The 25,878-nt window shown below is 39.4% G+C and carries 26 protein-coding genes and 1 pseudogene; 10 read left to right on the forward strand and 17 right to left on the reverse strand.

The features are described from left to right. Positions 1 to 37: 37 nt before the first annotated feature. A complete protein-coding gene (locus ACIQXF_RS11425) occupies positions 38 to 835 on the reverse strand; it encodes a DUF1835 domain-containing protein (RefSeq protein WP_402782915.1) in 798 nt (265 codons plus the stop codon). Positions 836 to 849: 14 nt separating this feature from the next. Further along, on the reverse strand, positions 850 to 1,473 hold the full coding sequence (locus tag ACIQXF_RS11430) for a LysE family translocator (RefSeq protein WP_402782917.1): 624 nt from the start codon (positions 1,471 to 1,473) through the stop codon (positions 850 to 852). Positions 1,474 to 1,679: 206 nt separating this feature from the next. Between ACIQXF_RS11430 and ACIQXF_RS11435 the strand changes: the two genes are divergently transcribed. The 3 genes from ACIQXF_RS11435 to ACIQXF_RS11445 all read left to right on the forward strand — a co-directional run bounded on the left by ACIQXF_RS11435 (position 1,680) and on the right by ACIQXF_RS11445 (position 5,008). Next, positions 1,680 to 2,063 carry a sodium:proton antiporter gene (locus ACIQXF_RS11435; RefSeq protein WP_402782918.1) on the forward strand — a complete coding sequence of 128 codons (384 nt, stop codon included), beginning with the start codon at positions 1,680 to 1,682 and terminating at the stop codon, positions 2,061 to 2,063. A 587-nt stretch (positions 2,064 to 2,650) separates the two neighbouring features. After that, positions 2,651 to 3,745, forward strand: a complete 1,095-nt coding sequence (gene proB / locus ACIQXF_RS11440) for a glutamate 5-kinase (RefSeq protein ID WP_402782919.1) — start codon at positions 2,651 to 2,653, stop codon at positions 3,743 to 3,745. A 12-nt stretch (positions 3,746 to 3,757) separates the two neighbouring features. Beyond that, on the forward strand, positions 3,758 to 5,008 hold the full coding sequence (locus tag ACIQXF_RS11445; protein ID WP_402782921.1) for a glutamate-5-semialdehyde dehydrogenase: 1,251 nt from the start codon (positions 3,758 to 3,760) through the stop codon (positions 5,006 to 5,008). A gap of 56 nt (positions 5,009 to 5,064) precedes the next feature. On the opposite strand, the gene ACIQXF_RS11450 is transcribed toward ACIQXF_RS11445, so the two are convergent. Beyond that, entirely contained in the window at positions 5,065 to 5,739 is a 675-nt protein-coding gene (locus ACIQXF_RS11450) for a hypothetical protein (RefSeq protein WP_402782923.1), read from the reverse strand. Here ACIQXF_RS11450 and ACIQXF_RS11455 point away from each other — a divergent pair. The 4 genes and pseudogenes from ACIQXF_RS11455 to ACIQXF_RS11470 all read left to right on the forward strand — a co-directional run bounded on the left by ACIQXF_RS11455 (position 5,732) and on the right by ACIQXF_RS11470 (position 8,432). Then, entirely contained in the window at positions 5,732 to 6,616 is an 885-nt protein-coding gene (locus ACIQXF_RS11455) for a DMT family transporter (protein WP_402782925.1), read from the forward strand. The two genes, ACIQXF_RS11450 and ACIQXF_RS11455, sit on opposite strands and share 8 nt — an antisense overlap. A gap of 23 nt (positions 6,617 to 6,639) precedes the next feature. Next, complete coding sequence (locus ACIQXF_RS11460) at positions 6,640 to 7,614, forward strand: carbohydrate kinase family protein (protein WP_402782927.1); 975 nt, start codon at positions 6,640 to 6,642, stop codon at positions 7,612 to 7,614. 73 nt (positions 7,615 to 7,687) lie between these two features. After that, positions 7,688 to 8,067 (forward strand): annotated as a pseudogene (locus ACIQXF_RS11465) (RDD family protein). 74 nt (positions 8,068 to 8,141) lie between these two features. Further along, a complete protein-coding gene (locus tag ACIQXF_RS11470; protein ID WP_402782929.1) occupies positions 8,142 to 8,432 on the forward strand; it encodes a nucleotidyltransferase domain-containing protein in 291 nt (96 codons plus the stop codon). Between the two features lie 13 nt (positions 8,433 to 8,445). Here the strand turns inward: ACIQXF_RS11470 and ACIQXF_RS11475 are convergent, their stop codons facing one another. From ACIQXF_RS11475 to ACIQXF_RS11500, 6 genes are all read right to left on the reverse strand, one after another. Then, entirely contained in the window at positions 8,446 to 8,979 is a 534-nt protein-coding gene (locus ACIQXF_RS11475; RefSeq protein WP_402782931.1) for an HNH endonuclease, read from the reverse strand. 325 nt (positions 8,980 to 9,304) lie between these two features. Continuing rightward, on the reverse strand, positions 9,305 to 9,745 hold the full coding sequence (locus tag ACIQXF_RS11480) for a GNAT family N-acetyltransferase (RefSeq protein WP_402782933.1): 441 nt from the start codon (positions 9,743 to 9,745) through the stop codon (positions 9,305 to 9,307). A 339-nt stretch (positions 9,746 to 10,084) separates the two neighbouring features. Then, positions 10,085 to 11,209, reverse strand: coding sequence for a conserved virulence factor C family protein (locus ACIQXF_RS11485; RefSeq protein ID WP_402782935.1), 1,125 nt, complete (start codon positions 11,207 to 11,209; stop codon positions 10,085 to 10,087). A 12-nt stretch (positions 11,210 to 11,221) separates the two neighbouring features. After that, the gene (locus ACIQXF_RS11490; RefSeq protein WP_402782937.1) at positions 11,222 to 13,108 is read right to left on the reverse strand and encodes an ABC-F family ATP-binding cassette domain-containing protein; all 1,887 of its coding nucleotides are present in this window, start codon (positions 13,106 to 13,108) and stop codon (positions 11,222 to 11,224) included. 224 nt (positions 13,109 to 13,332) lie between these two features. After that, positions 13,333 to 13,947: an HD domain-containing protein gene (locus tag ACIQXF_RS11495; RefSeq protein WP_402782939.1), complete on the reverse strand. Its 615-nt coding sequence runs from the start codon at positions 13,945 to 13,947 to the stop codon at positions 13,333 to 13,335. Positions 13,948 to 14,913: 966 nt separating this feature from the next. Next, on the reverse strand, positions 14,914 to 16,593 hold the full coding sequence (locus ACIQXF_RS11500) for a formate--tetrahydrofolate ligase (RefSeq protein ID WP_402782941.1): 1,680 nt from the start codon (positions 16,591 to 16,593) through the stop codon (positions 14,914 to 14,916). 213 nt (positions 16,594 to 16,806) lie between these two features. Here ACIQXF_RS11500 and ACIQXF_RS11505 point away from each other — a divergent pair, with 213 nt between their 5' ends. Next, positions 16,807 to 17,007 (forward strand): cold-shock protein, encoded by a 201-nt coding sequence (locus ACIQXF_RS11505; RefSeq protein WP_004269397.1) that lies wholly within the window; start codon positions 16,807 to 16,809, stop codon positions 17,005 to 17,007. 98 nt (positions 17,008 to 17,105) lie between these two features. Here ACIQXF_RS11505 and ACIQXF_RS11510 read toward each other — a convergent pair whose 3' ends face one another. Then, a complete protein-coding gene (locus ACIQXF_RS11510; RefSeq protein WP_402782943.1) occupies positions 17,106 to 17,891 on the reverse strand; it encodes a VOC family protein in 786 nt (261 codons plus the stop codon). Positions 17,892 to 17,995: 104 nt separating this feature from the next. Here ACIQXF_RS11510 and ACIQXF_RS11515 point away from each other — a divergent pair, with 104 nt between their 5' ends. Beyond that, positions 17,996 to 18,226, forward strand: coding sequence for a nitroreductase family protein (locus ACIQXF_RS11515; RefSeq protein WP_402782945.1), 231 nt, complete (start codon positions 17,996 to 17,998; stop codon positions 18,224 to 18,226). Between the two features lie 69 nt (positions 18,227 to 18,295). After that, positions 18,296 to 18,784 carry a flavin reductase family protein gene (locus ACIQXF_RS11520; protein ID WP_402782947.1) on the forward strand — a complete coding sequence of 163 codons (489 nt, stop codon included), beginning with the start codon at positions 18,296 to 18,298 and terminating at the stop codon, positions 18,782 to 18,784. 508 nt (positions 18,785 to 19,292) lie between these two features. Here the strand turns inward: ACIQXF_RS11520 and ACIQXF_RS11525 are convergent. The 7 genes from ACIQXF_RS11525 to ACIQXF_RS11555 are packed head-to-tail and all read right to left on the reverse strand — an operon-like array spanning position 19,293 to position 25,870. Then, positions 19,293 to 20,618 (reverse strand): LLM class flavin-dependent oxidoreductase, encoded by a 1,326-nt coding sequence (locus tag ACIQXF_RS11525; protein WP_402782949.1) that lies wholly within the window; start codon positions 20,616 to 20,618, stop codon positions 19,293 to 19,295. Between the two features lie 14 nt (positions 20,619 to 20,632). Further along, positions 20,633 to 21,754: an LLM class flavin-dependent oxidoreductase gene (locus ACIQXF_RS11530; protein ID WP_402782951.1), complete on the reverse strand. Its 1,122-nt coding sequence runs from the start codon at positions 21,752 to 21,754 to the stop codon at positions 20,633 to 20,635. A 22-nt stretch (positions 21,755 to 21,776) separates the two neighbouring features. Beyond that, positions 21,777 to 22,148 carry a NifB/NifX family molybdenum-iron cluster-binding protein gene (locus ACIQXF_RS11535; RefSeq protein WP_402782953.1) on the reverse strand — a complete coding sequence of 124 codons (372 nt, stop codon included), beginning with the start codon at positions 22,146 to 22,148 and terminating at the stop codon, positions 21,777 to 21,779. Between the two features lies 1 nt (position 22,149). Further along, positions 22,150 to 23,463: an O-acetylhomoserine aminocarboxypropyltransferase/cysteine synthase family protein gene (locus ACIQXF_RS11540; RefSeq protein ID WP_402782955.1), complete on the reverse strand. Its 1,314-nt coding sequence runs from the start codon at positions 23,461 to 23,463 to the stop codon at positions 22,150 to 22,152. A 14-nt stretch (positions 23,464 to 23,477) separates the two neighbouring features. Continuing rightward, a complete protein-coding gene (locus ACIQXF_RS11545) occupies positions 23,478 to 23,990 on the reverse strand; it encodes a redoxin domain-containing protein (RefSeq protein WP_402782957.1) in 513 nt (170 codons plus the stop codon). After that, positions 23,987 to 24,757: an ABC transporter permease gene (locus ACIQXF_RS11550; RefSeq protein ID WP_402782959.1), complete on the reverse strand. Its 771-nt coding sequence runs from the start codon at positions 24,755 to 24,757 to the stop codon at positions 23,987 to 23,989. Before ACIQXF_RS11550 ends, ACIQXF_RS11545 begins: the two co-directional genes overlap by 4 nt. 18 nt (positions 24,758 to 24,775) lie before the next feature. Next, on the reverse strand, positions 24,776 to 25,870 hold the full coding sequence (locus ACIQXF_RS11555; protein WP_402782961.1) for an ABC transporter substrate-binding protein: 1,095 nt from the start codon (positions 25,868 to 25,870) through the stop codon (positions 24,776 to 24,778). Positions 25,871 to 25,878: the final 8 nt, after the last annotated feature.

The raw sequence follows: 25,878 nt of genomic DNA on the forward strand, positions 1-25,878 counted from the left end.
GCTGTTTTATTCTATTGAAGAAAATTTAACCCATCGATTACATTCCTACATATTTTACGCGATAAGAATGCATATCTGTTGTATCGCCATCAAGTTCAAAAAGTCCCTGTTTGACAAGAGCGATCAGGCGGTTTTCCACAAATTCTTCACTTAAATAGTCATTAAATACTCCAAATGTTTCACCGATGATACGCATAGGTAAAAGCCATTCTTCATTGTGCTGTACTTGCAAACCTTTTGCACACTCGATAATAATAGGATCTAATGTATCTTCCTCTACATGCACAATACCATCTTTCCACATACGTAGTGTACTTTGATTTTGCTTTAGCTCCTCCCACTCCTTTGCGAGTTGCTGACACTCTTCAATCGAAAAACGCTTAGCATCAGGACGAAGCTTCATTAACATCTCAGAGGATAGCACACCTGTATGACGTAACTCCATGTTTGGTTGGAAACGCTTCAAGCCTTCTGTCGCGTCAATTCCATAGACCATACAGCATTTATGAACAAGCTCACTCATGACATAGCGAAGTCCAATCTCTTCATGTGTATTTTGACTGTACCAAATCCAAACATCGACATCGCACGGCAATCCTGCGATTTTTTTCTTCCAATTTTCATGGACATCTTCATATAATTCAAGATCTTCATTTTCTCTAAAAATATGAGTTGCCAACCAGCTTTTTCGTTCTTCTAAGCTAGTAAGTGGACCAATCGAGAAAACATCATTGACACTAAGGACAGACTCCTCTCGCTGTAAATGGTTTTGACGTATTGCAAGTTTTATGGAGCCTTGTGTAGATAAGCTGAAGGTAATATGTAATATTGCCATGTGAATTCCTCCCTTTACTGTTTACTTAGTGCAATTTGTATCCCAATAAACGCGAATAGGACACCTTGGATAGTGTTTAAGCGTTTGGCAATCGCAGGTTTACCAATAATGACTTTCCTTACTTTCCCAGCAAATATACTAAACAACGAAAAGAGAATCAACGCTTGTACTAAAAATACAATACCCAATACTAGCATTTGTAAAGCAACATGTCCCTGCGAAGGATTTACAAACTGTGGCAATAGTGCTAAGAAAAATAAAGAGACCTTTGGATTTAAAATATTCATCAATATCCCTTTTCTATATAACGTTATATAGGCTTGGGCATTTTGCTGCTCTAATGTAAAAGGATCTCCTTTTGCTCGAAATGATTGCCACGCTAAATACAATAAATAGGCAGCTCCAGCAAATTTGACAATAGAAAAAATCACTGTCGATTGATAAATAATAGCAGAGATACCTAAAACGGCAGCGCCAATATGGACGAGTAAGCCTGTACAAAGACCAAATGATGTTGCAATGCCGGCCTTTTTATCTTGAGCAATGCTTTGTGCAAGAACAAACAAATTATCTGGCCCTGGCATGAGGGTTAAAATAATCGCTGCTCCTAAAAACGCTAACAACGTCGAAAATTCCAATACTTTCCCTTCCTTCAACTTCTTTTAAATAATATTTCCATTATACTACATGACGTTGTTTTCTTTAGATGTAAGTTTATGACTTTATATTGAATTTTGAGAAAAAAATTATCCTACCAATAATACTCGTTTAAGCAACACTTTTCTCGATTAATACCTTATAATAAAAAAAAGTGTATTGTTTAAAAGAGAAAGAGGTGTTGTTGGTGGCAGTAAGTGATATTGTAAGACAATATCAAGACGAACAGGGAAATGTCTATTATAAAATGAAAACACACGATATCGAGGTACAGGCTACCCAAAATTCAGGATTAGCTCCTGTTATTACCTATTGGATAGGCGAAAATGAGATTACTGACGATATTCGAAGTTTACGCTTCAGTCCTCGTGCCCCCTCAAGTTATATACAAGATTATGATGAATTTCAAGCGATGCTCTACACAAAAGAGCAACTTGCCATCAATCAATTATATGAACAAATGAGTATAAAACCGAAAAATATGTCCTCAGGAAAACAAATAGTATGGAGTTTCTTCGTCATTATTTTAGCGATGCTCCCGCTCTTAATCGCCATTTGGTGGTTTAAATAATTAGAAATGTATCCCCTACCCTTTACCCTCGTTTGTTCAGCATTACCTACTTATTTATTCAAAACTTTCTATTAACTTTTCCATTCAGCTTGACAGACTCGCTGAAGTAGTGCATTCTTTATTCAATTACTTTTTAAAACAATAGAGCTCTGCCATAGTCATTGGCATATAGCCCACACAAGAATTTTTTATATTAAATTTGCGAACGAAGACTAGTACCTAGAAACTGCTTGATAAGAGAGCGATGTCCATCGGCTGAAAGGCATTGTGCAAGAAAGACTAAAGAACCTACTTCGTAATACGTCCTAGCCAAACTAGGCGCAGTCTCAAGCGTTATGAGTAAAGTGGAATGTCAATGACGTTCAATGTAGGTGGTACCACGGAAAGCGAACCTTTTCGTCCTAGTTTCTTAGGATGAAAAGGTTTTTTTATTTCATTAAAGATACTGCATCAACAAATAGGGTTTAGACATCTTACATAACATTGAATGTTCGATAGCTTTTTACATAGTAGCGAAATCCTTATGGCTACTAAAGCAAATAGAGCAGTGTAAAGAATTAGTGTATGAACGAATTGGAGGTATTGTTATGGAAAGAAAAAGGATCGTCGTCAAAATTGGAAGTAGCTCCTTAACAAATGCAAAAGGTGAAATTGATAAAGTTCGTTTAATGGATCATGTGCAAGCGATAGCTGAATTAAAAAAATATGGTTATGAAGTATTGCTTGTGTCATCTGGTGCTGTTGCAGCAGGCTTTAAACAGCTAGGCTACCCTTCTCGTCCTGTTACGGTAAAAGGTAAACAGGCAGCAGCGGCTGTTGGGCAAAGCTTACTGATCCAAACCTACAATGCTTTATTTAGCATTTATGATATTGTCCCTGCCCAAATCTTACTAACACGCACTGACTTCTCAAAAAAGGAGCGCTATAAAAATGCATACGCTACATTTGAGGAATTACTAGAACGTTCCATGCTCCCTATCATTAACGAAAATGATACGGTATCTGTCAGTGAGTTAACGTTTGGAGATAACGATATGTTATCGGCACTGGTGAGTGGCCTTGTACACGCAGATCAGCTCATTATTTTAACAGATATTAATGGCCTATATAACGCTAATCCAAATAAAAACCCCCAAGCCAAGCGTATTGATCGCTTAACAGAGGTAACCGATGAAATGCTTGGCTTTGCTGATGGTGCAGGCTCTAGAGTTGGTACAGGTGGTATGGAATCTAAATTACTTGCAGCGCGAGCAGCCTTAAACGCAGGTGTCAAGGTGTTTATCGGAACTGGTCACGGTGCTAATAAGCTTGTCGACATCGTTGAAGGACGTGGTGATGGTACGTATGTTGAACATGATGCACTTGAAATTTTAACAAATAACAAACAGTGGATTGCACTCACGGAAGTATCTGGTAAAATTTTTATAGATAGTGGTGCAGAACATGCGATATTGGCAAATGGCAAAAGCTTGCTACCTGCTGGTGTATATCGTGTCGAAGGTGATTTCGTAAATGGTGATGTTGTCGAAGTTTATAGTGAAAAGGGGCTGCTTGGACGAGGCGAGGTCTTGTATTCTTCCCTAGAGTTAGCTCATGCGATGGGAAAACGAACAGATGAGTTGGCAAACTATCCAATTGAGGTTATTCATCGAGATAAATGGCTAAAAATCCAAACAAATTAAGGAGGCATTTACATGACTAGTGAAGTTCAACACAAAGGAAAACTGGCAAAAGCTGCTAGCTATATTTTAAATATTAAAACTTCATGTGAAAAAAACGAGGCTCTCACAAAAATTGCCGAGCAATTGATAATCGATCAAGACTATATTATTGCTGAAAATGCAAAAGATTTAACAATTGGTGAGGAAAAAGGAATGCCTGCTTCCACACTTGATCGTATTATGCTGAACAAGGAACGAATTGAGGCTATGGCAAATGCTATTCATCTGCTCGTAAATTTAAATGATCCAGTCGGCAGCCTTCTAGAGAGAATTGAAAAGGATAATGGATTACTGATTGAAAAACGTATGGTGCCAATCGGCGTTATTGGGATGATTTACGAGGCACGTCCTAATGTAACAGTCGATGCAGCAACATTATCCTTAAAAACAGGGAATGCCGTCCTTTTACGGGGTAGTTCCTCTGCTAAATTTTCTAATGTAGCTCTTGTAGCAAGTATCCATCGTGCACTCGAAAAAACGTCAATCCCTGTAGACGCGGTACAATTGATTGAAGATACAAATCGAGAAACAGCGAAAGAATTATTCCATTTAAAAGAATACTTAGATGTTCTGATCCCTCGCGGTGGAAAGGCACTAATTGATTTAGTAGTAAGTGAGGCGACTGTACCTGTACTAGAAACAGGCGCTGGTAACTGTCATATTTATGTAGACCAAACGGCCGATTACATAAAAACAGAAAAAATTTGTATCAATGCGAAAACACAGCGCCCTTCTGTTTGTAATGCAGCAGAAAGCTTACTAATACATCCTGATTGGTTTAATGAGTACGGCAAACAGCTACTAAGTGCTATGCATCAAGCAGGTGTGACAATTATCGGCGATGAAACTGTTTGTCAAGCACTTGATTTCGCTCATCCAGCAACTGAAGAAGACTATGCAACTGAATATTTAGATTTAAAGATCAGCGTTAAAATTGTGGAAAACGTTTATGAAGCAATCGAACACATTAATAAGTTCGGCACAAATCACTCAGAAGCCATCATAACAGAAGATCCATTAGTAGCGGATACTTTCTTAAATAGCGTGGATGCAGCAGCTGTTTATCATAATGCATCTACTCGCTTTACAGATGGCTTTGAATTTGGCTACGGTGCAGAAATTGGCATTAGTACACAAAAATTACACGCTCGTGGACCAATGGGCTTACCTGCATTAACATCTACAAAATATTTCATTCACGGTAACGGCCAAATCCGAGAATAATTGTAGAACTATTCATGAAAAGCCGACAGTTGACATATGCTGTCGGCTTTCTTTACTTATTTTTTGAACATTAGGGATTGAAAGGTTTGTAGGGGAATGGGGGCTAAGCGGATTCTTAGCTGAGCTGTTCTGATCTTGACCGAAGCAGATTCTTCTCTTAGCTGAGCGAAGTTGACCTTGACCTGAGCGGATTTTTCTCTTAGCTGAGCGATGGAGACCTTGACCCGAGCGGATTCTTCTCTTAGCTGAGCTGTTCCGATCTTGACCTGAGCGCATTCTTCTCTTAGCTGAGCGAGGTCGGCCTTGACCCGAGCGGATTTTTCTCTTAGCTGAGCGATCGAGACCTCTACCCGAGCGGATTCTCCTCTTAGCTGAGCGAAGTCGACCTTGACCTGAGCGGATTTTTCTCTTAGCTGAGCTAGGTCGACCTCTACCCGAGCGGATTTTTCTCTTAGCTGAGCGATGGAGACCTCTACCCGAGCGGATTCTTCTCTTAGCTGAGCGAAGTCGACCTTGACCTGAGCGGATTCTTCCCTTAGCTGAGCGAGGTTGACCTCTACCCGAGCGGATTTTTCTCTTAGCTGAGCGAAGTCGATCTCTACCTGAGCAGATTCTTCTCTTAGCTGAGCTGTTCCACCCTCTACTGAGAGAAATAATGTTAAGTCTCCCCTACTTTCACTAGCGTCAAAGATTGTAACAATATTAATAGAAAGAAGGTTTTGTATGAACATTTCAGCAATTATCAAACTAACTGTCTCAATGGCTCTCTTTGGCTCCATCGGATTTTTTACCGTTCATACTGGCGTACCTGCCGTCGAGCTAGTATTTGTCAGATGCATTTGTGCTACCCTTTTTCTAGGAGGAATGTGGCTCATCACAGGTGGGCATAAAACAGAAGTATGGGATAAAAAAGAAATTTTACGAACACTTATTTGCGGTGTTTTTATTGTCTTAAATTGGGTATTCTTATTTAAAGCCTTTGAAGAAATGTCGATTTCCATTGCGATTTCGATCTATAATTTAGCACCAATATTCGTATTAATATTTGGCGCATTGTTTTTAAAAGAAAAGATGACTATTCAAGCATTGCTAGCAACAGTGACTTGTTTTATCGGCAGTATGTTCATTATTGGCTTAAATAATTTTTTATCACTCTCTGAATTTATGAAATCAGGCTTTATTTGGGCATTACTGTCTGCATTGTTTTACGCGTTTACGATGCTAACGAGTAAAACGATCATAAAACTTAGCTCCTATGCATTAACGTATATACAAACAATGGTCGGAATTATCATGCTACTTCCCTTTATCAATTTTTCATTGTTTGAAGGCTTAACATCAACAAACTGGCTATATATTTTAGGAACAGGCTTTATTCATACAGGATTTGTTTACTATTTATTTTTTGATAGTATTCGTAGTTTATCTACAATTCTAGTTTCAGTATTAGTATTTGTTGACCCGGTTGTGGCAATATTGCTCGATATGCTGTTGCTTGATTTTATGCCAAATTTCACGCAAACAATGGGTATTGTGTTAATTTTCGGTGGCATCTTTTATACCATTTACATTCCGAAGAAAAAACGTGTGTCCCAAGCTCCATCTTAATTTGATAGTAAGGAGGTTTTTCATTGAATAAACTTTATACGATTGGTGAATTGTTAATTGATTTTACACCTACTGAACAAAACGCCTCCATAGCTACAGTTAAGCAATTCACTAAAAATGCTGGAGGGGCTCCTGCCAATGTCGCTGCCGCATGTGCAAAACTTGGGCAACAAGCTGCCATTCTCACCCAGGTAGGTCAGGATGCTTTTGGAGATTTTCTCATAGACACGTTAAAACAGGCTGGTGTCGATACAAACTATATTTTACAAACTATTGAGGGTGAAACAAGTCTAGCTTTTGTTTCTCTGACAAGTGATGGAGGCCGTGACTTCGTATTTTATCGTCGCCACGCAGCCGATTTACTTTACAACAAAGAGCAACTCCCAGCTAATCTATTCACAGCAAAAGATATTCTTCATTTTTGTTCCGTTAATCTAGTGGAAAGCCCTATGAAACATGCACATGTGGCCTTGATAGAACAGGCTCATCAGGCAGGTAGCCTTGTTTCTTTTGATCCCAATGTTCGATTACCACTATGGAATGATGAGAGGGCATGTCGTCAAACCATTTTAGAATTTTTACCTAAGGCCCATATCGTTAAACTGTCCGAGGAGGAATTGTTGTTTATAACAGCGATTGAGGATGAAGAAACAGCAGTCCATTCATTATTTCAAGGGAAAGTACAAGTACTCATCATTACTCGAGGAGCCGAGGGTGCAAGTCTTTATACTAAAAACCTTCATGTCATAGTGCCAGCTGACGAGGTCCATGCAATTGATACAACTGGAGCGGGTGATGCCTTTATTGGCGCAATGTTAGCTATTCTCCTTAGCAAACAGATTACAGCAGCCAATCTCATCGATTTTTGTAAGCAGCAGGCTGTTCCCCTCCTTACATTCGCCAATCACTATGCAGGTGCTTCGACAGAAAAACATGGTGCCATTGCATCTTACCTTTCTGAGCAAGAGATACCGTTTAGAGACAACATGTTATTTTGAATATCTTGGAACTTATTCTGTTGCAATTCGTATTAAAGCTGAATAAGAGGAGGCGCTTAGGTGATGAAATTCTATTACAAAAAAACGAACAAAAGCATTTCTAATTGATTTGGCTATTTCGTCGGCTGTCGCAACTGGTGTGGAATATGTCCTGCGAAAAAGAATAAAAAACGAGGCAATTCATGCCATTGTCACACCGACAGTCGTTACGTGGGCACTTGAAATTGGACAATTGCGTAAAAATGGGAAACAGTTGGCTACAAAAAAATGGGGCTAGTTCTTGAAAATAAAAATGGGACTGAGCTGACTTCCACTCAAATTATGAAACGAATGGCTTACCGTGACTCAATTAGCACACTCGATTACTTGAAAAATCCAAAAGCATTCAAACAACAAAATGGACAACTTCTTCCTCACGATAGCTTCTCAGGTACTGTTGTAAAGGAAGTCTAGAAAATCAGGCTACTCAAAATATTATTTGGGTAGCCTGTTTGAATAGAAAGAGAGAATACACTTGAAATTAAATCATGTTTTTAAGAGGAGCAATGGCTAGAGAGGAGCATGATGAATTTTCAGATATCGATATTTATTGCGTTGTAAATGAAGAAAATGTCGAAGCATTTTTACCTAACCGCAGCCAACATATTGAAACTTATAAGAAAGCCATATTCAATGATGACATCTATATTATTGCTCCTCAGCTATTAGTCGTATATGAAGATATGATTCATATCGATTTATTTACCGTAACTCCCTCTAAAATAAGTGATAAAGATGCAATTAAAATATTACTTGATCCAAATGGAATCCACAGCTAAATATAAACATTTTTTAATCACAGTTTTCTGTAGAAATGTTTTCCTTGTCATATTTTTTAAGTACCATGTGTATCATCCCTGCTATTGTAGCCTTATTCAAGTAGGGATGACCAAAATGAAAGGATGCTTTCTTAAATTCTTCATGAAATCTCTTTTTAATTAATTCTGTATTTTTAATATTTCTTTCTCTAACCTCTTCTTCAAATGATTTACCGTATATAAATTCGTATTCTTTAAATCCTTCTATCATCCAAAAAGTGTCATAAAAAGGAGTAGTATATGCTCTAATCCAATCCCACATTATTTTAGTATCACTTACATTTGGGTTTTCTATATGACAGCGCTCACAAAGCAAAACTAGGTTATTAACTGAGTCTGTCCCACCTAGAGAATCAGGAATTATGTGGCAACGTTGTAGTCGAGCCTTATAACCACATCTCCAGCATCTTTCAATAGCTTCACTGGCATCCACGCTCAAGCCACTTTCATCTATAATATTAAACCAATATTCTACAATTTGTTCCTTTGTTGTTCTAATTTCTCCCATAATTATTCTCCCATTCATTTAATATTATGAAATTGTTACGTATTTGAAATACAACGAGATTTGTACATTTTCGACATCAAAAAGACCCATTAATCACCTCTTCCCCCAATATTATCTGATCTTACCTAGACATCATTGTATCTCCATTCACAAACTGATTTCGCATATCTAGAAATAAAGTCAGTACAATGTTTACCTAAGTATGAATATCAAGCATGAATAAATCCTCCTACTGCTTAATTATCATATCTTATACACCAAGCGGTAAAAAACAAATACCGCTTATGTATAGCGTATATTTATATATTTTTATTGTCTGTCCATCCTACACCTTATTAAATTGTTTTTTCATTAAAATATGTGGGATACCACAATCCATAAATTCTTCACCTTCACGCTTATAGCCTAATTTTTCATAAAAACCCTCTGCGTAGGATTGCGCGTTTAATTTATATTTTGTTAAACCTTTTTTAAGTGCTATTTCCTCTAAACTTTGGATAATCACTTTACCTAAACCAAATTTACGGAATTCTATTAATATACATATACGCTCTAGTTTACCGTAGCCATCAACAACTCGCAGTCTTCCAGTGCCAACAGGTTGATCGTTAAAGTACACAAGAATATGATCACATGCTGCATCTAGCTTGTCGAACTCATCAAATTCTTCTTCCTCTGGTACCTTTTGCTCCTCTATAAAAACTTTTTGACGAATGGCAAATGCTGTTTTTAAATCCTTTTCATCTGTAATTTTTTTCGTGTTCATCTTAATATTCCTCCTCGTTAAATTGCTTTCTTCGCTGTTAGGAGCGTATTCTCCGTTGATAGAACTGTTTTAGATTATAAGCTTTGCAAAAGAAAATCACCTATAGAGTATGAAGTGAAATTCCCAGAGTTGAAAGTGACTGGGATTGGTCAACAAAGAAAAAGTTTTGGACATACCAAATGGATGTGTATCTATCATTTCACCTTCACTCTAAGTATAGCTGAAAATTTAAAGCATAGGTTAGATGATTTAGTAGAAAGAAAATTGTCTTCAATTAAAACAAAAACCAGCCTCTACTTTAAGCTAATAGTAGCTTAAATAGATGCTGGTTTATTCCTTTTATTGCTGGCGAGATTCTGTCATTTGCTTCCAAACAGAACCTTTTGCTTCCTCACCTTGTTCAATACGGGCAATCGCCATTTTTACTTGTAGCTTCACTTCGAACTCTTTATCCTCATCAGCTGCCTTTAATGCTGCTAATGACTTTTCAGTACCGACTTCATATAAGTACATGGCTGCACGCCAACGAACAAGTTTGTTTTTATCCTGTAATGCTTGCTGCATCGCGTCTTCAAACTCCACGAAGCCGAGGTCACTCATACAATCTCCTGCAGTTCGACGAACCGCTGCACTTTTGTCCTGTAATGCCTTTTCCAAGTATGGAACAACTGCCACATCTTCAATCATTCCTAAATAAACTGTTGCAAGTCGGCGGATAGACATTTGCTCGTCCTGTAACGCCAAATCTAAAAGCGGCAAATCATCTAGCTCCGGATCTGCCATTTGGTCAAGCAATTGGAAACGTTTTTCCCATTCAGGTTGCTTGAACTGCTCAACAGTAATTTTTAGCTTGGTTGTTTTCGTAATTGATTTGTCAGTATCATTAATCATTGCGACAATCTCTGTTAATCGTTCCTCTGAATAGGTTACATCTATCTCTTGCTTCACTGCTTCAGCGATTTCCTCAAGCTCTCCATAGCGCACGCCATAGTCAATCCACTTACGTTGGAAAATATAATTTTCATCCATTGCGCTCTCAGTAATTTTATTGAATGCTTCTACAAAGCGCTCACCACAGCTCACGCGGTGCTCCCGTTGATTGTCAAATACTTTTACTTGTAGTGGCACCTGTTTATAAAATTGTACATGAACATACACTTCACCATAAAATTCATTGGCAACTTGCATCACGTTTTCTTCTTGGACGTCTTCGCCTAACACCTGACGGATACTTGCTAAAATACCTTCCCATGCATATTTTGCGTTACGCTCAACTGCGAAGAAATCTGCTACATGGTAAACACCCTTAACACCCTCAATGGCTAAAATCGCTGCTGCTTCACCAGTTGCTTGTTCTTTATTATCCTTTGTAAAATTATAGCTTTTGCCAAAAGGTAACTCTGTATCAACGACAATCTTCATAGAATTAGGACTGGGTGTCGGTTCAATGGTAATAATTTTCATGTCTATCGCTCCTTATCCGTTAACGATTTCATCTAAATAAGACCATCTTTCAATAAGATGTTCATAATGTGCATTCAGCTCATCAAGCTTTGCCGTTAATTCCTGTAGCTTTGTAAAGTCCGCACCAGAGTTGGCAATACCCTCTTCTGTCTCCATAATCGCTGTCTCTGTCTTCTCGATGTCATCAGCAATCGTTTCCCATTCTTTTTGCTCTTTAAAGGATAATTTTTTCTTATCCGATTTCGGCTTCTCGACCTTAGGTTTTTCTACTTTTGGTGCCTCTACCTTTACTGTCGCCTCTTGTTCACGTTTCTGTAAATATTCACTATAAATATCAAGCTTCTCTTCAACATGCCCTTGGCCATCTAAAATCCACAGTTTTTTCGCAATACGATCTAGGAAAAAGCGATCGTGAGAAATTGTGATAACAACTCCTGGGAAATGCTCGATGAAATCCTCTAGCACACCGAGTGTTTCAATATCTAAATCGTTTGTAGGCTCATCCAATAACAGGACGTTTGGCTGCTCCATTAATAGTCTTAATAAATGTAGACGTTTACGCTCCCCACCCGATAATTTACCAATTGGTGTGCCATGCGCATGCAGTGGGAATAAGAAACGCTCTAACATTTGAGCAGCCGAGTAGCGTACACCTTCTGCATCAGTAATATCATTGGAGGCTTCGCGAATATATTCAATCATACGCTCATTTTCATTCATTTTAGGCAGTGTTTGCTTGAAATGTGCTAACTTTACCGTCGAGCCTACAAGAATTTCACCTTGATCAGGTGTAAGCTCTCCTGCTAGCATGTTCAATAATGTTGATTTCCCTACACCATTCGCGCCGATAATACCAATACGGTCACCCTGCTGCAGTAAAAATGAAAAATCTTCAAGAATTTTTTGTTGGCCAAAAGCCTTTGAAATATTCTCAGCCTCTAAAACTTTTCGACCGAGACGTGTTGTTGCTAGTCCAATCTCTAATGAAACATCGTCTGATTTACGCTCTAAGTTATCCTCTAGCTGTTCAAAGCGTTGAATACGTGCCTTTTGCTTCGTAGAACGCGCTTTCGCTCCACGACGAATCCATTTTAATTCTGAACGATAGCGGTTGCGATCTTTTTGGGCAGAGGCTGCTTTCATTTCTTCACGAATGGCACGCGCCTCTAAATAATCTCCATAATTCCCAGTATGTCGATACAACGTTTGATCTGCTAGCTCGTAGATATGTGTCGATAGTTCATCTAAGAAATAACGATCATGGGTAATAAAAATAACGGCCCCTTTTAATCGTAGTACCATTTCTTGCAGCCATTCAGTTGACTGTACATCTAAATGGTTGGTAGGCTCGTCCAATAAATACAGATCTGCCGGCTCTATTAAAACTTTTGCTAAAGCTACGCGCTTTTGCTGGCCACCTGACAGCGTTAAGACCTCTTTTTCAAACATTTCAATTCCAAGCTTTGTTAGCGCTGTCTTGGCGAGGGCATTGACATCCCATGCTTGCTCCTCATCCATTCGATGTTGTAAGTTGAACAATGTCTTTTGTAAACTTTCTGAGGTTGGATCTAAAGCAAGTGACGCTACTGCTTCCTCGTATTGACGATTTAACTTTAAAATAGGAGAATCCCCTGCAAACACTGCCTGTAGCACTGTTTCACCACTATTAAAAGTTGGCTCCTGCGGTAAATAAGCAACACGGTATTTATTTGGGCGGTCCACATTCATGGAATCCGCTTCGATTTCACCTGCTAAAATGGAAAGCAATGTAGATTTACCAGTTCCGTTAATACCGATTAATCCAGTTCGCTCCCCCTCATAAATCGTAAATTCAATATTCTGAAAGAGCGTTTTATCGCCCACGGTTTTCGTTAAATTTTGTACAATTAAATGACTCATTACACTTTTCCATCTCTTTCATTTTAGGTGTGTTAGTGCCCACACTACGTTTATGTAGACTTTTATTATTGATATCCATTTTTATCATAACATCAAATGTCAGGTAAACAAAGGACAACAAATCCTACTCCTTTTCTAAAAACACCCGCGCAAAGCAAAAAGGCACAAGTATGCAATTTCATGCAGCACCTATGCCTTTTCCTATCAGAGTCTAACTTTAATATTTACTTACCTATTTCATGGTGTAATTGATCCAAAAAGCTTTCCATATATTGATGGCGTTCCTGAGCCATTTGTATGCCCTTTTCAGTTGTCATTAAATCCTTCAAAAATAAGAGCTTCTCGTAAAAATGTGTGACGGAGGATGTATTTTTATGGCGGTACTCCTCTTCCGTCATATTTAACCGTGCTTCCTCTTCCTTATCGTAAAGCTTACGACCTTTCGCACCGCCAAATGCAAATGTACGTGCAATTCCAATGGCCCCAATCGCATCTAATCGATCTGCATCTCGTACAATTTTTGCCTCAATAGAAGTTGCTTCAAGCTCATTTCCACCATTAAACGATACTTGTGCAATACAATCTCTGATATGCTGCTTTTTCTCTTCGCTCAGAGGTAACTCAGCAATTAGCTGCTCTTCTTGCTCTTTACTATCGGTATACTTTTTATCGCTCACATCATGCAAAAGCACAGCAATTTTTACGACCTCCGCATCTGCTTCTGGCTCTGTATGTAAAATCGCTAACGCATTTTGATAAACGCGTTCAATATGCTGAAAGTCATGGCTAGCATCAAATTGCTCATAAATTCCTCGTACTTTATCCATTAAATTGTTCATTTTTTGTTCAGTCCTTTCCTTTGTAATTATACTGCATTGCTTAGAGGAGTTGGTAAGAAACAAAAAATCAAATAAAAAACACTTTCAATTGACTAATTTTTCAGAATATTATATACTAACCATACAGAACATCTATTTTTGTTCTGTAACCTCACTATTTCAGTAATGTACAACAGCTATGTTTCGACAGATTATACAACTTCAGCGGGCTTACAATTGAATATTGTGTTGAAAGATGACGTGCGTATAGTGTAAACCAATCATCTAAGAAAACAAATAAAAGTGAACACTTTCCCTTAGAAATTCTTTGTTTTAACCCGCATAGTGAATGTACATGACGAGATAAGTGAACGAACAGTTAGCTTGTTTTCACGACCAAGAAGGCTTTGGCCATATGTCGCAAACGTGTAATATCTTTACCATTAATCGATGTTACCTTCTACTATTCATTGCTTTGAGTATGTGTGAACGTAACTCCTCCCTTTAATGTAAAATAATACACCTATTATTTTGCCAACATATTGCAAAAAGCTGTATCATATCAGAGTCGTGCTAACAAAAATAGATTATTTTTTTAGGCACCATTTTTTTTCCGAGTTTCATTTAAGCCAAAATGAAGTAAGTTATGAAGGAAGTAGGAACGATAGTTATGTTATGTAATACCAACCCGCTGAAGAAACAGTAAAAGCTGCCCATCTTACTCGATGAAGATGATGGTAGCTTTTATTGTTTCTTTCCAATTTCTTTATTTAACTCATTTTATTTCTGCTTTTTCTGTTAGGCTTCTAAAAAAGATAAAACGAGAAAGAAAGCTTTCTGCCTTTTAATTGACAATAGATATCATCATTCGAGTAGCCATTTTTTTATGGCTGGCTAGTTGTTTACTGATTCGATATGGTGCTTCCCTCCTTTGAAAATTAAAAGCTGCCCTATCAAGGAGCAGCTTTTGTACATTTAATTATTAAATTAGAACAAACCTACCGCATGTCCATCATTATCTACATCCATACGAAAGGCAGCTGGTGTTTTTGGTAAACCTGGCATTGTCATAATATCGCCTGTAAGACAAACTAAGAAGCCTGCACCAAGTTTTGGAATAACTTCACGTATTGTGATTGTAAATCCTTCTGGGCGTCCTAAAAGACTTGGTTGATCGGATAAAGAATATTGCGTTTTCGCCATACAGATCGGCAGAGAGTCCCAACCGAATTTCTCAATTTGGACAATTTGTTTTTTGGCTTGGTCTGTAAATTGTACATCTTTCCCACCATACACTTTTTGCACGATTGTACGTACTTTTTCTTCGATAGATTCTGTTACGTCATATAAAGGTGAGAAATTGTTTTCTTCATCCAGTACAGCTAGCACTTGCTCTGCTAAAGCTAGCCCACCTTTGCCACCCTCTTCCCAGACATTTGTACGAGCAATACGTACATGATTATCTTGACACCAGTTCAGGACTGCTTCTAACTCAGCCTCTGTGTCCGTAATAAAACGATTCAAAGCGATTATCGGTTCAACGCCAAATGTACGAACTGTCTCAACGTGTTTAGCTAAGTTTTCAATTCCTTGTAAAAGTGCTTCAACATTCTCATCAATGAGTGCTGTTTTTGCTACACCACCATGCATTTTTAATGCTCGAATCGTTGCTACAATGACAACGGCACTTGGCTTGAAACCTGCTTTACGTGCTTTAATGTTCATGAATTTTTCAGCACCTAAATCTGAACCGAAGCCCGCTTCAGTTACTACGATATCAGCTAGCTTTCGTGCTGTTTGGGTTGCCATAATGGAGTTACAGCCATGAGCGATATTGGCGAATGGACCACCATGAATAATGGCAGGTGTTCCTTCAAGGGTTTGTACTAAATTTGGTTTGAAGGCATCCTTCAATAATAATGTTAAAGCACCTTCTACTTGTAGATCACGCACGAATACAGGCTCACGCTCAAATGTGTAACCAATCACGATGCTTGCTAAACGTTCACGTAAATCTTCAATGCTTGTCGCTAAACAGAACACAGCCATAACTTCTGACGCAACTGTAATGTCAAAGCCGTCCTCACGCGGCATCCCTTGAACAGGACCACCTAAACCAACGACTACTTTACGAAGCGCACGGTCATTTAAATCCATCACACGCTTCCAAATAATGCGACGAGGGTCTATGTTTAACGCATTGCCTTGATGGATATGATTATCAATAAATGCAGATAATGCATTGTTGGCCGTAGTAATTGCGTGAAGATCGCCAGTGAAATGTAAATTAATATCTTCCATTGGTACGACCTGTGCATATCCACCACCCGTTGCACCACCTTTTACGCCCATTACTGGACCTAGTGATGGCTCACGTAAAGCAACCGCAACATTTTTATTCAATTGATGAAGAGCATCAGCAAGTCCAACCGTTACAGTTGATTTCCCTTCACCTGCTGGAGTAGGACTAATAGCTGTTACTAAAACTACTTTTGCATCCTCACCGTGTGCTGTAATTTTTAATGGATCAATTTTTGCCTTGTAGCGGCCATATTGTTCGAGTGCTTCCTCTGGAATACCCGCAGCTTTCGCAATTTCAGTAATAGGCTTCATAACCGCTTGACTTGCAATTTCTAAATCTGTTAAAGGTTGATTTTTCGTTGTCATATGGCATCCTACTTTCTCTGTTGTTAAATTCCATTATAGCCTTTATTGTGAAAGAATTCATAGATAGTTATACAAGGCATTTCGACAATCAATTGACAACTTTGCTCAATTCATGTATGTTCTAAGTGAAAATGCATTTTTTCACATTTTCTAAATTATGTCACGACTTAATTGATTTAGTTTTACATTCAAGCGCATTGGAGGCGAATGCTTATGCAACAGGGAATCGTAAAGTGGTTCAATAATGAAAAAGGTTATGGCTTTATTGAATGTGATGATGGAGAAGATGTATTTGTACATTTTACGGGGATCCAAGAGGAAGGCTTCCGTACACTTGAAGAAGGTCAAAAGGTATCATTTGATGTGGTGGAAGGTAATCGCGGACCACAGGCGTCAAATGTTGTAAAATTATAAACGTGACAGGAGCTGTTCCCTAAAAAGAACAGCTCCTTTTTGTTCTAAGTATGAATAGTTTAAGCATTTCTAGTGGCGGTTACTCGCTCAACTAGTTATTATGAATTGATCCAATAAAAAGCGCCTGGGAAGATTAATGTTTCCTTTTTTCGTTCGTTATCTTTTAACGTTACCCCAAATGGACCTTCACTTTTACGACCCAGCATCATTTTAGTGGCCTGTGCCTCTTCATAAAAATCTAAGCGCATATTCGGCAACTGTAAGGATATACGTTGTGGTTGTATGTCGGGCTCGGGCAATTGTAAGACTTCCTGCCATCGTTGCACCGTAGCTTCGGCATCTCGTACATAAAATTGCACAGACTCCATCGTAATAGGCTGTGCCGTTTTGATCGCTCCACTTGCCTCTAATTGCGCATAGCGCTCTTGATCGCCATCTGCCCATTCGATTAAAAATGGAAAATCAATGGCTTGCCCCGGCAGACCATAGTGTAAAAGCTTCCATTTCACCACTGAACCATCTGGCCGTGTTCGACTACAAGCATCAGGTCCGAAAACTTCTAGTCCCAGCGTACGTAAACGAGTTGCCTCTTCGTCAATATTAGTGGTACGTAAAGCAATGCGTGAAAATCCGTAATGCTCATTATTCCCCTTAAACGTATGATGTAATGTATAAGGGTACTTCGCCGCCTCCTCAAATAATGCTCGATCATACACAGCTATTTGCTCAATATATGTTAAGCCAAAATAACTTAGTGTATTATACGTTCCCCACATTGTGTGCTGACCACCATTCACGGTATGGATATTGCGCTTATTTAAGAAATCTTTTATATTCTCTGGTGACTGAACTTGATGAACTAAATGGTCGAAATATAAAGTCATGATTGTGCCCCCTTTCATTTTTTCATTATATACTTTACCTGTTAGTTTTATTGGTTTAAAATAATATTAAGAATTTTCTAATAGTTAAGGATTTTTTATAGATTATGACAACTGCATTTTACAAAGCCCTCCAAGATAGACTTTCCATTTTTGGTCTATCGAAAGCTTCGCCTCTTTCCGATAGACGGTTACAAGAAGTTATTGAAGTAGCGGCGAAAAATGCTCCTTCCGCATTTTATTCACAAACGGGCCGCATCGTCGTTTTATTAAAGGTGCAGCATGATAGATTTTGGCAGCTCGCTTTAAATGACACGGCTAGAACAAACAACTGTTGAGCGTATTAAAAAGATATTGTGCCCGTAGAACAATGTGTTTTTATCATAAAATAACAAGAGGTGATTGACATGACTGACAAAGTAACTGCATTTAAACAAGCTTTAGGCAATTACCCAACAGGCGTCACAGTTGTTACAGCTTATAATGACGCGCACGAACCTATTGGCTTAACGGTCAATTCCTTTGCATCTGTTTCTATTGATCCATTGCTCATCTTATGGTCGCTCGATAAAAGATCACAACTTCATGCGCCATTTCTAGCAGCCCAAAAATTTGCCGTCAATATTTTAGCGAGCGAGCAAGCACATTTATGTACATTATTTTCGAGTAAAATTCCGGACCGCTTTGCCCAAACAACTTGGTCAACTTCCGGACATGGTTTACCGATTTTACATGCTACATTGTCGACATTACAATGCAAAACATTCAAGCAAGTCGATGCAGGTGACCATACAATATTCATTGGGCATGTCTTGGAAATTAATAATGCGCAAAAAGAACCACTGCTCTATCATCGTCGGCATTTAGGTCAAATTCCTACAAGCTTTTACGATTAACCTACCCCTTTATAGTCATATGCTAAGAAAAAAAGTGGCACTTCACTATTCATTTACGCAGGTCATTCGCTTTATGCGTATATGTCATTTCTATTTCTATTGGAAAGAGAGTTATCTCAAATTCACACCTTGAGGTAACTCCTTTTTTGGTAGGATCAACCCACTTTCATTCATATATCTATCGTACAACTAAAATTCTATTGTTCATAGGTGGACATATCTTACACAGGAAGCATCTCAATAGAGAAGATTCTCAAAAGCTATTCAAAGCTTTAACAGACACTAATCTTACCCATATCAAATAAAAAGAACGCCGTTTCGCCACGGACGTCCCTATCTTTATCCACTATTGGCCAACGTAGTGTTGGTCACCCAGTCATTTTCACAGGATGGGAAGTTATAGCCTGAGTTTCTCTATTTCAGCGGGAGTTTGGACACTCGCTGAAAAGTAGCTTAAACCGCATTCATCTCATTACCTATAGAGGTAAGGGATGAATGCGGAAAGAAGTTAAACTTCTACCTTGTCATACCGTGACTCGACCTGTGGTAAACCTAAATTTTCTCGTAATGTTGTGCCCTCGTATGCTGTACGAAAAATACCTCGTTGTTGTAGAATAGGCACTACCTTTTCCACAAAGTCCGTAAATCCGTCTGGGAAATATGGCGGCATAATATTAAAACCATCCGCTGCACCCTTATCCATCCATTCCGCTAGCTGATCGGCAATTTGTTCAGGCGTCCCAAAAATAAAACGATGCCCGCGTGAGCCTGCAATACGTAAATACAATTCACGAATGGACAGCTGCTCACGCTCTGCCAACGCCACAATCAACTGTTGACGACTTTGATTGCCGTTCGTCAGGGGAATATCTTTCGGTAGTGGGCCATCTAGATCATAGCCTGAAAAATCAAATCCCCCTAAATAATCTGACAAGAAATCCAAGCCAATTTCAGGTGTAATTAGACTTTGCAATTGTTCGTATTTCGCATAGGCTTCTTCCTCTGTATCACCTACATACGGTGACACACCGGGCATAATTTTCACATCATCTGCATTGCGCCCAAAGGCTACCGCCTTATCCTTTAGCTTTTTATAGAAGAACTGGGCATCCTCTAATGTTTGCTGTGCAGTAAAAATAACATCGGCTGTTTTAGCAGCTAAATCTGTGCCCGATTCCGACGAGCCTGCCTGCACTATGACTGGACGTCCTTGTGGAGAACGAGATGAATTCAATGGTCCCTTCACTGCATAATACTTGCCCTTGAAAGACAATGTGTGTAGCTTCTGCTTATCAAAATAAGTGCCATGGTCTTTATCTCGGATAAGCGCCTCTTGCTCCCAGCTATCCCATAACCCCTTTACTACTTCTACAAATTCTTCGGCACGATCATAACGAAGCGTATGGTCTAAATGTGAATTTTGATTAAAGTTCAACGCCTCTGCTTCGTAATATGATGTCACCACATTCCACCCTGCACGACCACCACTTAAATGATCGAGCGAGGAGAACTTTCGGGCTACATGAAATGGCTCATTATATGTTGTCGAAGCCGTTGCTGTTAAGCCGATATTTTTCGTCACGGTTGATAATGCCGCATGCAATGTTAACGGTTCAAAGCGCACAAGTTCAGCTGGGTGCGATAGATGGTTAAACGATAGCCCATCGCTTAAAAACAACATATCTAGTTTTCCAGCTTCTGCTACTTGTGCGATGTGCTGAAAAAATGCAATACTTTCACTTGCATCCCTCGGCACATCTGGATGACGCCATGAGGCAATATGATGCCCTGTGCCCATTAAAAAGACGCCTAGTTTCATTTGTTTTTTTGTCATCGTTTCACTCCTCCTTATACGACTTTTGCTTCGCGCTCCGCTAATAATGCACGAACACGTGGAATTACTTTTTGGCCAACCTCTTCGATGGTCTCTAAATGAGGGAATCCGCGTAATAGCACTTTATCGAAACCTAAATCCACATATTCAACGATACGTGCTGCAACTTGGTCTGGTGTGCCTACTAATGCAATGGAATTACCAGACAATACTTGCGTTAAACCCGCCCATAAATTTGGTCCAATGACAAAATTATTATCTTTTGACGCCACCATTAACGTATGCAATCGATTCACACCCACTGCCCCATTTGCTAGTGTTTGTTGATGTTTCAATGCTAAAAATTCTGGATCTACCTGACTAATGAGTTTATTTGCTTTCGCCCATGCTTCTTCTTCCGTATCACCAATGACCACTTGGAATGAAAAACTATACGACAGCTCTCGACCTTTTTGTGATGCGAGCGCCTTCACCGAATCAATTTCTACCTTCGTATTTTCTAATGTTTCTCCCCATAGCATGTATACATCAGCTAAATCTGCCGCTACCGCTTTTGCTACATCCGAGGAACCTCCAAAGAAAATAGGTGGTGTTTGTTTTGGTAATCGTGGTAAATACGCACCTCTTAACTGATAGAATTCACCGTTAAAATCAAATTTCTCGCCCGTAAACAGTCGTTTTAAGATATAGATATATTCACGCGTGCGACGATAGCGCTCTGTGTGAGATAGCAAATCTCCATCACTTGCTAACTCCTGTGGTGAACCACCTGTAACGATGTTAACGTTGATACGACCATTCGACCATTCATCAATGGAAGCAAACTGCTTTGCCAAAATCGTCGGTGCTGTTGAACTTGGACGAACTGCATATAGAAATTTTAAAGTTTCGGTTCTAGCTGTTAAGTGTGATGCCGCAACAAGTGAGTCGATGCATGAGCCACCAATTGGCAGTAATAGCGTTGAGAAACCTCCGCGTTCTGCAGCCTGTGCAACTTTTGTAATATAGTCAACAGACGGTTCACGATTGGCATCCGTACCAGTACCAGTCCAACCATCAATATTTTTGTCCTTCGATGGAGCACCTACATACTCACTATCTCCTGAAGTAGGGGCCATTGTAATAAATTCAACCATGCTCATTCCTCCATATCTTTTATTATTTTTTCACAGGTACACTCGGTAAAATTTCTGCTTCTGGTAATGTCGTAGAAAGTGTTATTTCTCCGTTCGCTAATGCTGTTGTAAATGCTTCATAGGGACTATTACTAGGCAGGTGATAAAATTGAATGTTTTCACTTTGTGCTTTCGCATAAGATAGTTCACAAAACGTCTCCGGTGGTGCAACAAATATCTTTGCGCCCTTTTCAATGGCTAAACGTAGTGCTGCACCACGGCGACCTTCTGTTAAATCTAGTGCAGGATTACGGAAATTCTCTGTACTACCATCGTGCGCTAGAATGCGTAACACGCTGCCTTCTGTGATGGTTGTGATAATGCCTGCATCATTAACTACAACTGCAATTGTCATATTATTGCTCCTCCTTCGCTGTCACTAAAGCTTGCACGCTTGCTTTTTGTAGTGCTTGCTCTAAGTCTGCTAAAATATCGTCAATATCTTCTAAGCCAATCGATAGACGAATTAACTCTGGTGTGACACCACTACTAATTTGTTGGGCTGGTGTTAAACGAGAATGGGATGTACTTGCTGGGTGAATGACAAGTGATTTTGAATCACCAACATTCGCAACATGCGATAAAAGCTCCACTGCATTAATGAACGTTTTGGCTGCCTCTAGACCACCTTTAATGCCAAAGCTGAAAATTGAGCCCGCGCCTTTTGGCAAATATTTCGCGGCAATACCCTGCTGTGCATTTCCCGCTAGTGTCGGATAATTCACCCATTCCACTAAATCATGTTGCTCTAAAAACGTGGCAACCGCCTGGGCATTCGATACATGCTGACGAATACGAACAGATAGTGACTCTAAACCTTGAATAAATAACCAAGCATTAAATGGCGATAAAGTAGCCCCTAAATCATGCCCAAGCTCAAAGCGTGCTTTCGTTACAAACGCTGCTTTTCCTGCCGCTTCAACAAATGAACGATTGTCGATCAATGGGTTGCTTTCGACAAATGCTGGGAAACGTTGAGTATTCCATTCAAAGTTCCCACTATCGATGATAGCTCCACCGATAGATGTCCCGTGCCCACCGATAAATTTCGTCGTTGAGTGGACAATAATATCGGCGCCATGTTCAAATGGCTTCGCTAAATAAGGTGTGGCGAATGTGTTATCGACAATTACTGGCACGCCATGACGATGAGCCACTTCACTAATGCCCTCGATATCAGCAATTTGCAAACTTGGGTTACCGATTGTTTCTGTGAATACCGCTTTTGTTTTATCATTAATAGCTGTTTCAATTGCTGTCAAATCTGCCCCGTCAACAAAGCGCACTGTAATACCAAAGCGTGGTAGTGTCCGTTCAAATAATGTATAAGTGCCACCATATAACGCATTAGTTGCGACAATTTCATCGCCCACTTGTGCCACAGTTAATACTGCTAATAGCACAGCCGCTTGCCCAGAAGCGACCGCAAATGCACCCACACCACCCTCAAGCGCTGCAAGACGTTTTTCTAACACATCATTTGTCGGATTGGCATTGCGTGAATATAAGTAGCCGCTACTTTGTAACTTAAAGAGGAACGCTGCATGTTCCGTATCATCAAATACGTAGGATGTCGTTTGGTAAAGTGGCACAGCACGAGAACGTGTAATAGGGTCAACTGTTTGCCCACCATGTAATGCGATTGTGTCTTGTTTGAATTCATTCGTCATTAAAATCTCTCCCTTTACTTTGGTTGTATTTGTGCAATCTTTTCTTTTAATAGTTGTTCGTTTAATTCCCCTACGACTTTGTCAACGATCTCGCCCTTTGCATTCACAAAAAATGTGGTCGGTAGATTCGTCACTTGATAGAGGATATACACTTTCTGTTCGCGGTCTAATAATGTGGGCAGCGTTAACTGCTGTTTTTGTAAAAATTGATTCACCAGCCGCGTAGGCTCCCCTACATTGACCGTGATAACTGCTATATTTTTTGATTGGGCATCTAATAATGGCATTTCTTTTTTACAAGGCGGGCAGTACGTGGCCCAAAAATTTAAAATTAGCCCTTGTCCCTTAGTATCCTCTAATCGAACCTTTTGACCTGCTGTATTTGTCAGTATAAAAGTAGGCGCCATTTGTTTTGCCGCAAGAAGCTTTGTTTTTTCTTTTGCAAAACCATTCACATATACGCTATAGCTAAGTGCTATTAAGATGAGCACCATCGTTAACACTTGCATCAATCGCTTACCTGTCATTTCGATTCAGCCTTCATATTCGTCCAAAAAAGCAGACGTTTTTTTAGTTTGTCAAAACCAATCATGAACGCCAGAATAATCATACTGTTGAAAATAATGCCTGCTAGTACGAAATGGTATTGTGAGAAATCCGCATAGTATTGAATGAAGTAACCCATCCCGGACGATGCCCCAAACATTTCTGCAATCGTTAAGATTAAAAAGGACATCCCTAGTGACGATCCAGCACCTGCTAAAATATGCGGGGAACTTGCAGGAAGTATGACTTTTGCTAAAAAGTCGAAGCCTTTCAAACCAAGAGTTTTTGCATTGTCTAAATAGTGTTGCTCAATGAGTAATACCCCTTGAATAGCCCCTAAAAAGATAGGCCAAAACGCACCGATAAAAATGAGTGACGTTGATGCCGATTGAAACGTCGGCATTAACGCAATGACATAGGGTATAAATAATGTCGGTGGAATTGGACTGAATGCATGAAAATACGGCATTAAAATTTTGCGTGATTGATGATGCAAGCCGAAAAATACACCGCCTGCGATACCAATGATTAGTGCGCCCACATATGCCGGCAATAATAGCTGCATGGAACTGATAAAACCGCTAAATAACTCTTGGACTTTTTCTTGCAGGGACGTCCACACTACAAGGGGCTCTGGGAAAATCACAGGATTAATCCAGCTCGCATATTTCGTGAACAGCGCCCAGGCTACAAGTACAATTAGCCCAATTAAAATCGTGATGCTATATTGCTTAAAAAATTGGCGCATAGAGTGTCCCTCCTTTACTTAGGCATTTTGTGCATTAAATTTTTCTAGTAATTGTTTAAAATAATCATCAGATGGATGTTCTTCTATTAACTCATTCAGTGCTCTTTCATATAATTCAATATTGATATATTCATTAATATCAATATCCTCAACATCCTCGACATAACCTATTTCTTGCATTTGACTCCACATGGCGATAACGCTGTCTTTGTTTGGATCTGCTGAATAATTAGAATGACCCTCGTTGACAATGGCGTTAATCACTTCATCATCTACCTTTAAATGTTCTCGTGCAGCTTCCACCGCTTTTTCTGGATGCTCAATCTTCGTACGCTCTGCCAAAATTAATGCCTTCAGGAAGCGTTTATAGCCTTCGCCATCATCTTCTTTTAACAGCTCTTCTTTTGTTACGACACGACAGCACACATGGGATGGCTGTAAATCGTTGCTCCAACTTACTGCCTCCAAGCCCATTTCAAGTGCTTGTGCATAGAATGAGTTTGCGGAAACTGCCACATCTACTTTTCCGGAAGCAACTGCCTCTAATAACATGCTGCCCGTTTTAAACTCGATAATTTCTAAATCTTTCTCCCAATCTATTCCTTCCTCTGCTAATGCTGAACGAAAGACGATATCCGACGTGAAGATACGAATCGTACCAACTTTCTTACCCTTGTAATCTGCTAATGTTTTGTATTGGTTAGCATTTTCTGTTTTCGTTAAAATCGGATGTCCACCTTCTAAATGCCCACCGATAATTTTGAAATCAGAACCATTTGAAATGAACGTCAGTGGACCGGCTGTGCCAAATGACAGACCGACATCGATTTTCCCTGCTTGCAGCGCATTTAATCCGTCAGCAGAGTTCGCAAAACCAATACGTTCGATATTGACGCCGACATCCTCAAAAAAGCCTTCTTGCAGCGCAACATCTAATAATGGCGCACCGCTGGATTGACTATATCCGACCTTAATATCATACGTTTTCTCCGACAAATCCTCTGCTGAAGCTGGCTCACTAACTTTTTCATCCGTGCCACATGCTGTTAGAGCAAGTAAACTGACACCTCCCAAAAATGTATAAATTGATTTTTTCCATCTACGCTTTTGCAAACTAGTTC

Source organism: Lysinibacillus sp. NPDC097231, assembly GCF_044761885.1.
GTDB lineage: Bacteria > Bacillota > Bacilli > Bacillales_A > Planococcaceae > Lysinibacillus.

Coding starts and splice junctions, on each gene's coding strand:
- proB (WP_402782919.1), top strand. CDS start 2,651: ATGGAAAGAAAAAGGATCGTCGTCAAAATTGGAAGTAGCTCCTTAACA.
- ACIQXF_RS11510 (WP_402782943.1), bottom strand. CDS start 17,891: ATGACTTTATATTTCGACCATTTAGTTCATCAAGTTCAGTCACCAGAG.
- ACIQXF_RS11550 (WP_402782959.1), bottom strand. CDS start 24,757: ATGCGCCAATTTTTTAAGCAATATAGCATCACGATTTTAATTGGGCTA.
- ACIQXF_RS11485 (WP_402782935.1), bottom strand. CDS start 11,209: ATGAAAATTATTACCATTGAACCGACACCCAGTCCTAATTCTATGAAG.
- ACIQXF_RS11545 (WP_402782957.1), bottom strand. CDS start 23,990: ATGACAGGTAAGCGATTGATGCAAGTGTTAACGATGGTGCTCATCTTA.
- ACIQXF_RS11495 (WP_402782939.1), bottom strand. CDS start 13,947: ATGAACAATTTAATGGATAAAGTACGAGGAATTTATGAGCAATTTGAT.
- ACIQXF_RS11450 (WP_402782923.1), bottom strand. CDS start 5,739: ATGTTCATACAAAACCTTCTTTCTATTAATATTGTTACAATCTTTGAC.
- ACIQXF_RS11490 (WP_402782937.1), bottom strand. CDS start 13,108: ATGAGTCATTTAATTGTACAAAATTTAACGAAAACCGTGGGCGATAAA.
- ACIQXF_RS11540 (WP_402782955.1), bottom strand. CDS start 23,463: ATGACGAATGAATTCAAACAAGACACAATCGCATTACATGGTGGGCAA.
- ACIQXF_RS11525 (WP_402782949.1), bottom strand. CDS start 20,618: ATGACAAAAAAACAAATGAAACTAGGCGTCTTTTTAATGGGCACAGGG.
- ACIQXF_RS11475 (WP_402782931.1), bottom strand. CDS start 8,979: ATGGGAGAAATTAGAACAACAAAGGAACAAATTGTAGAATATTGGTTT.
- ACIQXF_RS11470 (WP_402782929.1), top strand. CDS start 8,142: ATGTTTTTAAGAGGAGCAATGGCTAGAGAGGAGCATGATGAATTTTCA.
- ACIQXF_RS11535 (WP_402782953.1), bottom strand. CDS start 22,148: ATGACAATTGCAGTTGTAGTTAATGATGCAGGCATTATCACAACCATC.
- ACIQXF_RS11505 (WP_004269397.1), top strand. CDS start 16,807: ATGCAACAGGGAATCGTAAAGTGGTTCAATAATGAAAAAGGTTATGGC.
- ACIQXF_RS11520 (WP_402782947.1), top strand. CDS start 18,296: ATGACTGACAAAGTAACTGCATTTAAACAAGCTTTAGGCAATTACCCA.
- ACIQXF_RS11500 (WP_402782941.1), bottom strand. CDS start 16,593: ATGACAACGAAAAATCAACCTTTAACAGATTTAGAAATTGCAAGTCAA.
- ACIQXF_RS11425 (WP_402782915.1), bottom strand. CDS start 835: ATGGCAATATTACATATTACCTTCAGCTTATCTACACAAGGCTCCATA.
- ACIQXF_RS11445 (WP_402782921.1), top strand. CDS start 3,758: ATGACTAGTGAAGTTCAACACAAAGGAAAACTGGCAAAAGCTGCTAGC.
- ACIQXF_RS11455 (WP_402782925.1), top strand. CDS start 5,732: ATGAACATTTCAGCAATTATCAAACTAACTGTCTCAATGGCTCTCTTT.
- ACIQXF_RS11480 (WP_402782933.1), bottom strand. CDS start 9,745: ATGAACACGAAAAAAATTACAGATGAAAAGGATTTAAAAACAGCATTT.
- ACIQXF_RS11515 (WP_402782945.1), top strand. CDS start 17,996: ATGACAACTGCATTTTACAAAGCCCTCCAAGATAGACTTTCCATTTTT.
- ACIQXF_RS11530 (WP_402782951.1), bottom strand. CDS start 21,754: ATGGTTGAATTTATTACAATGGCCCCTACTTCAGGAGATAGTGAGTAT.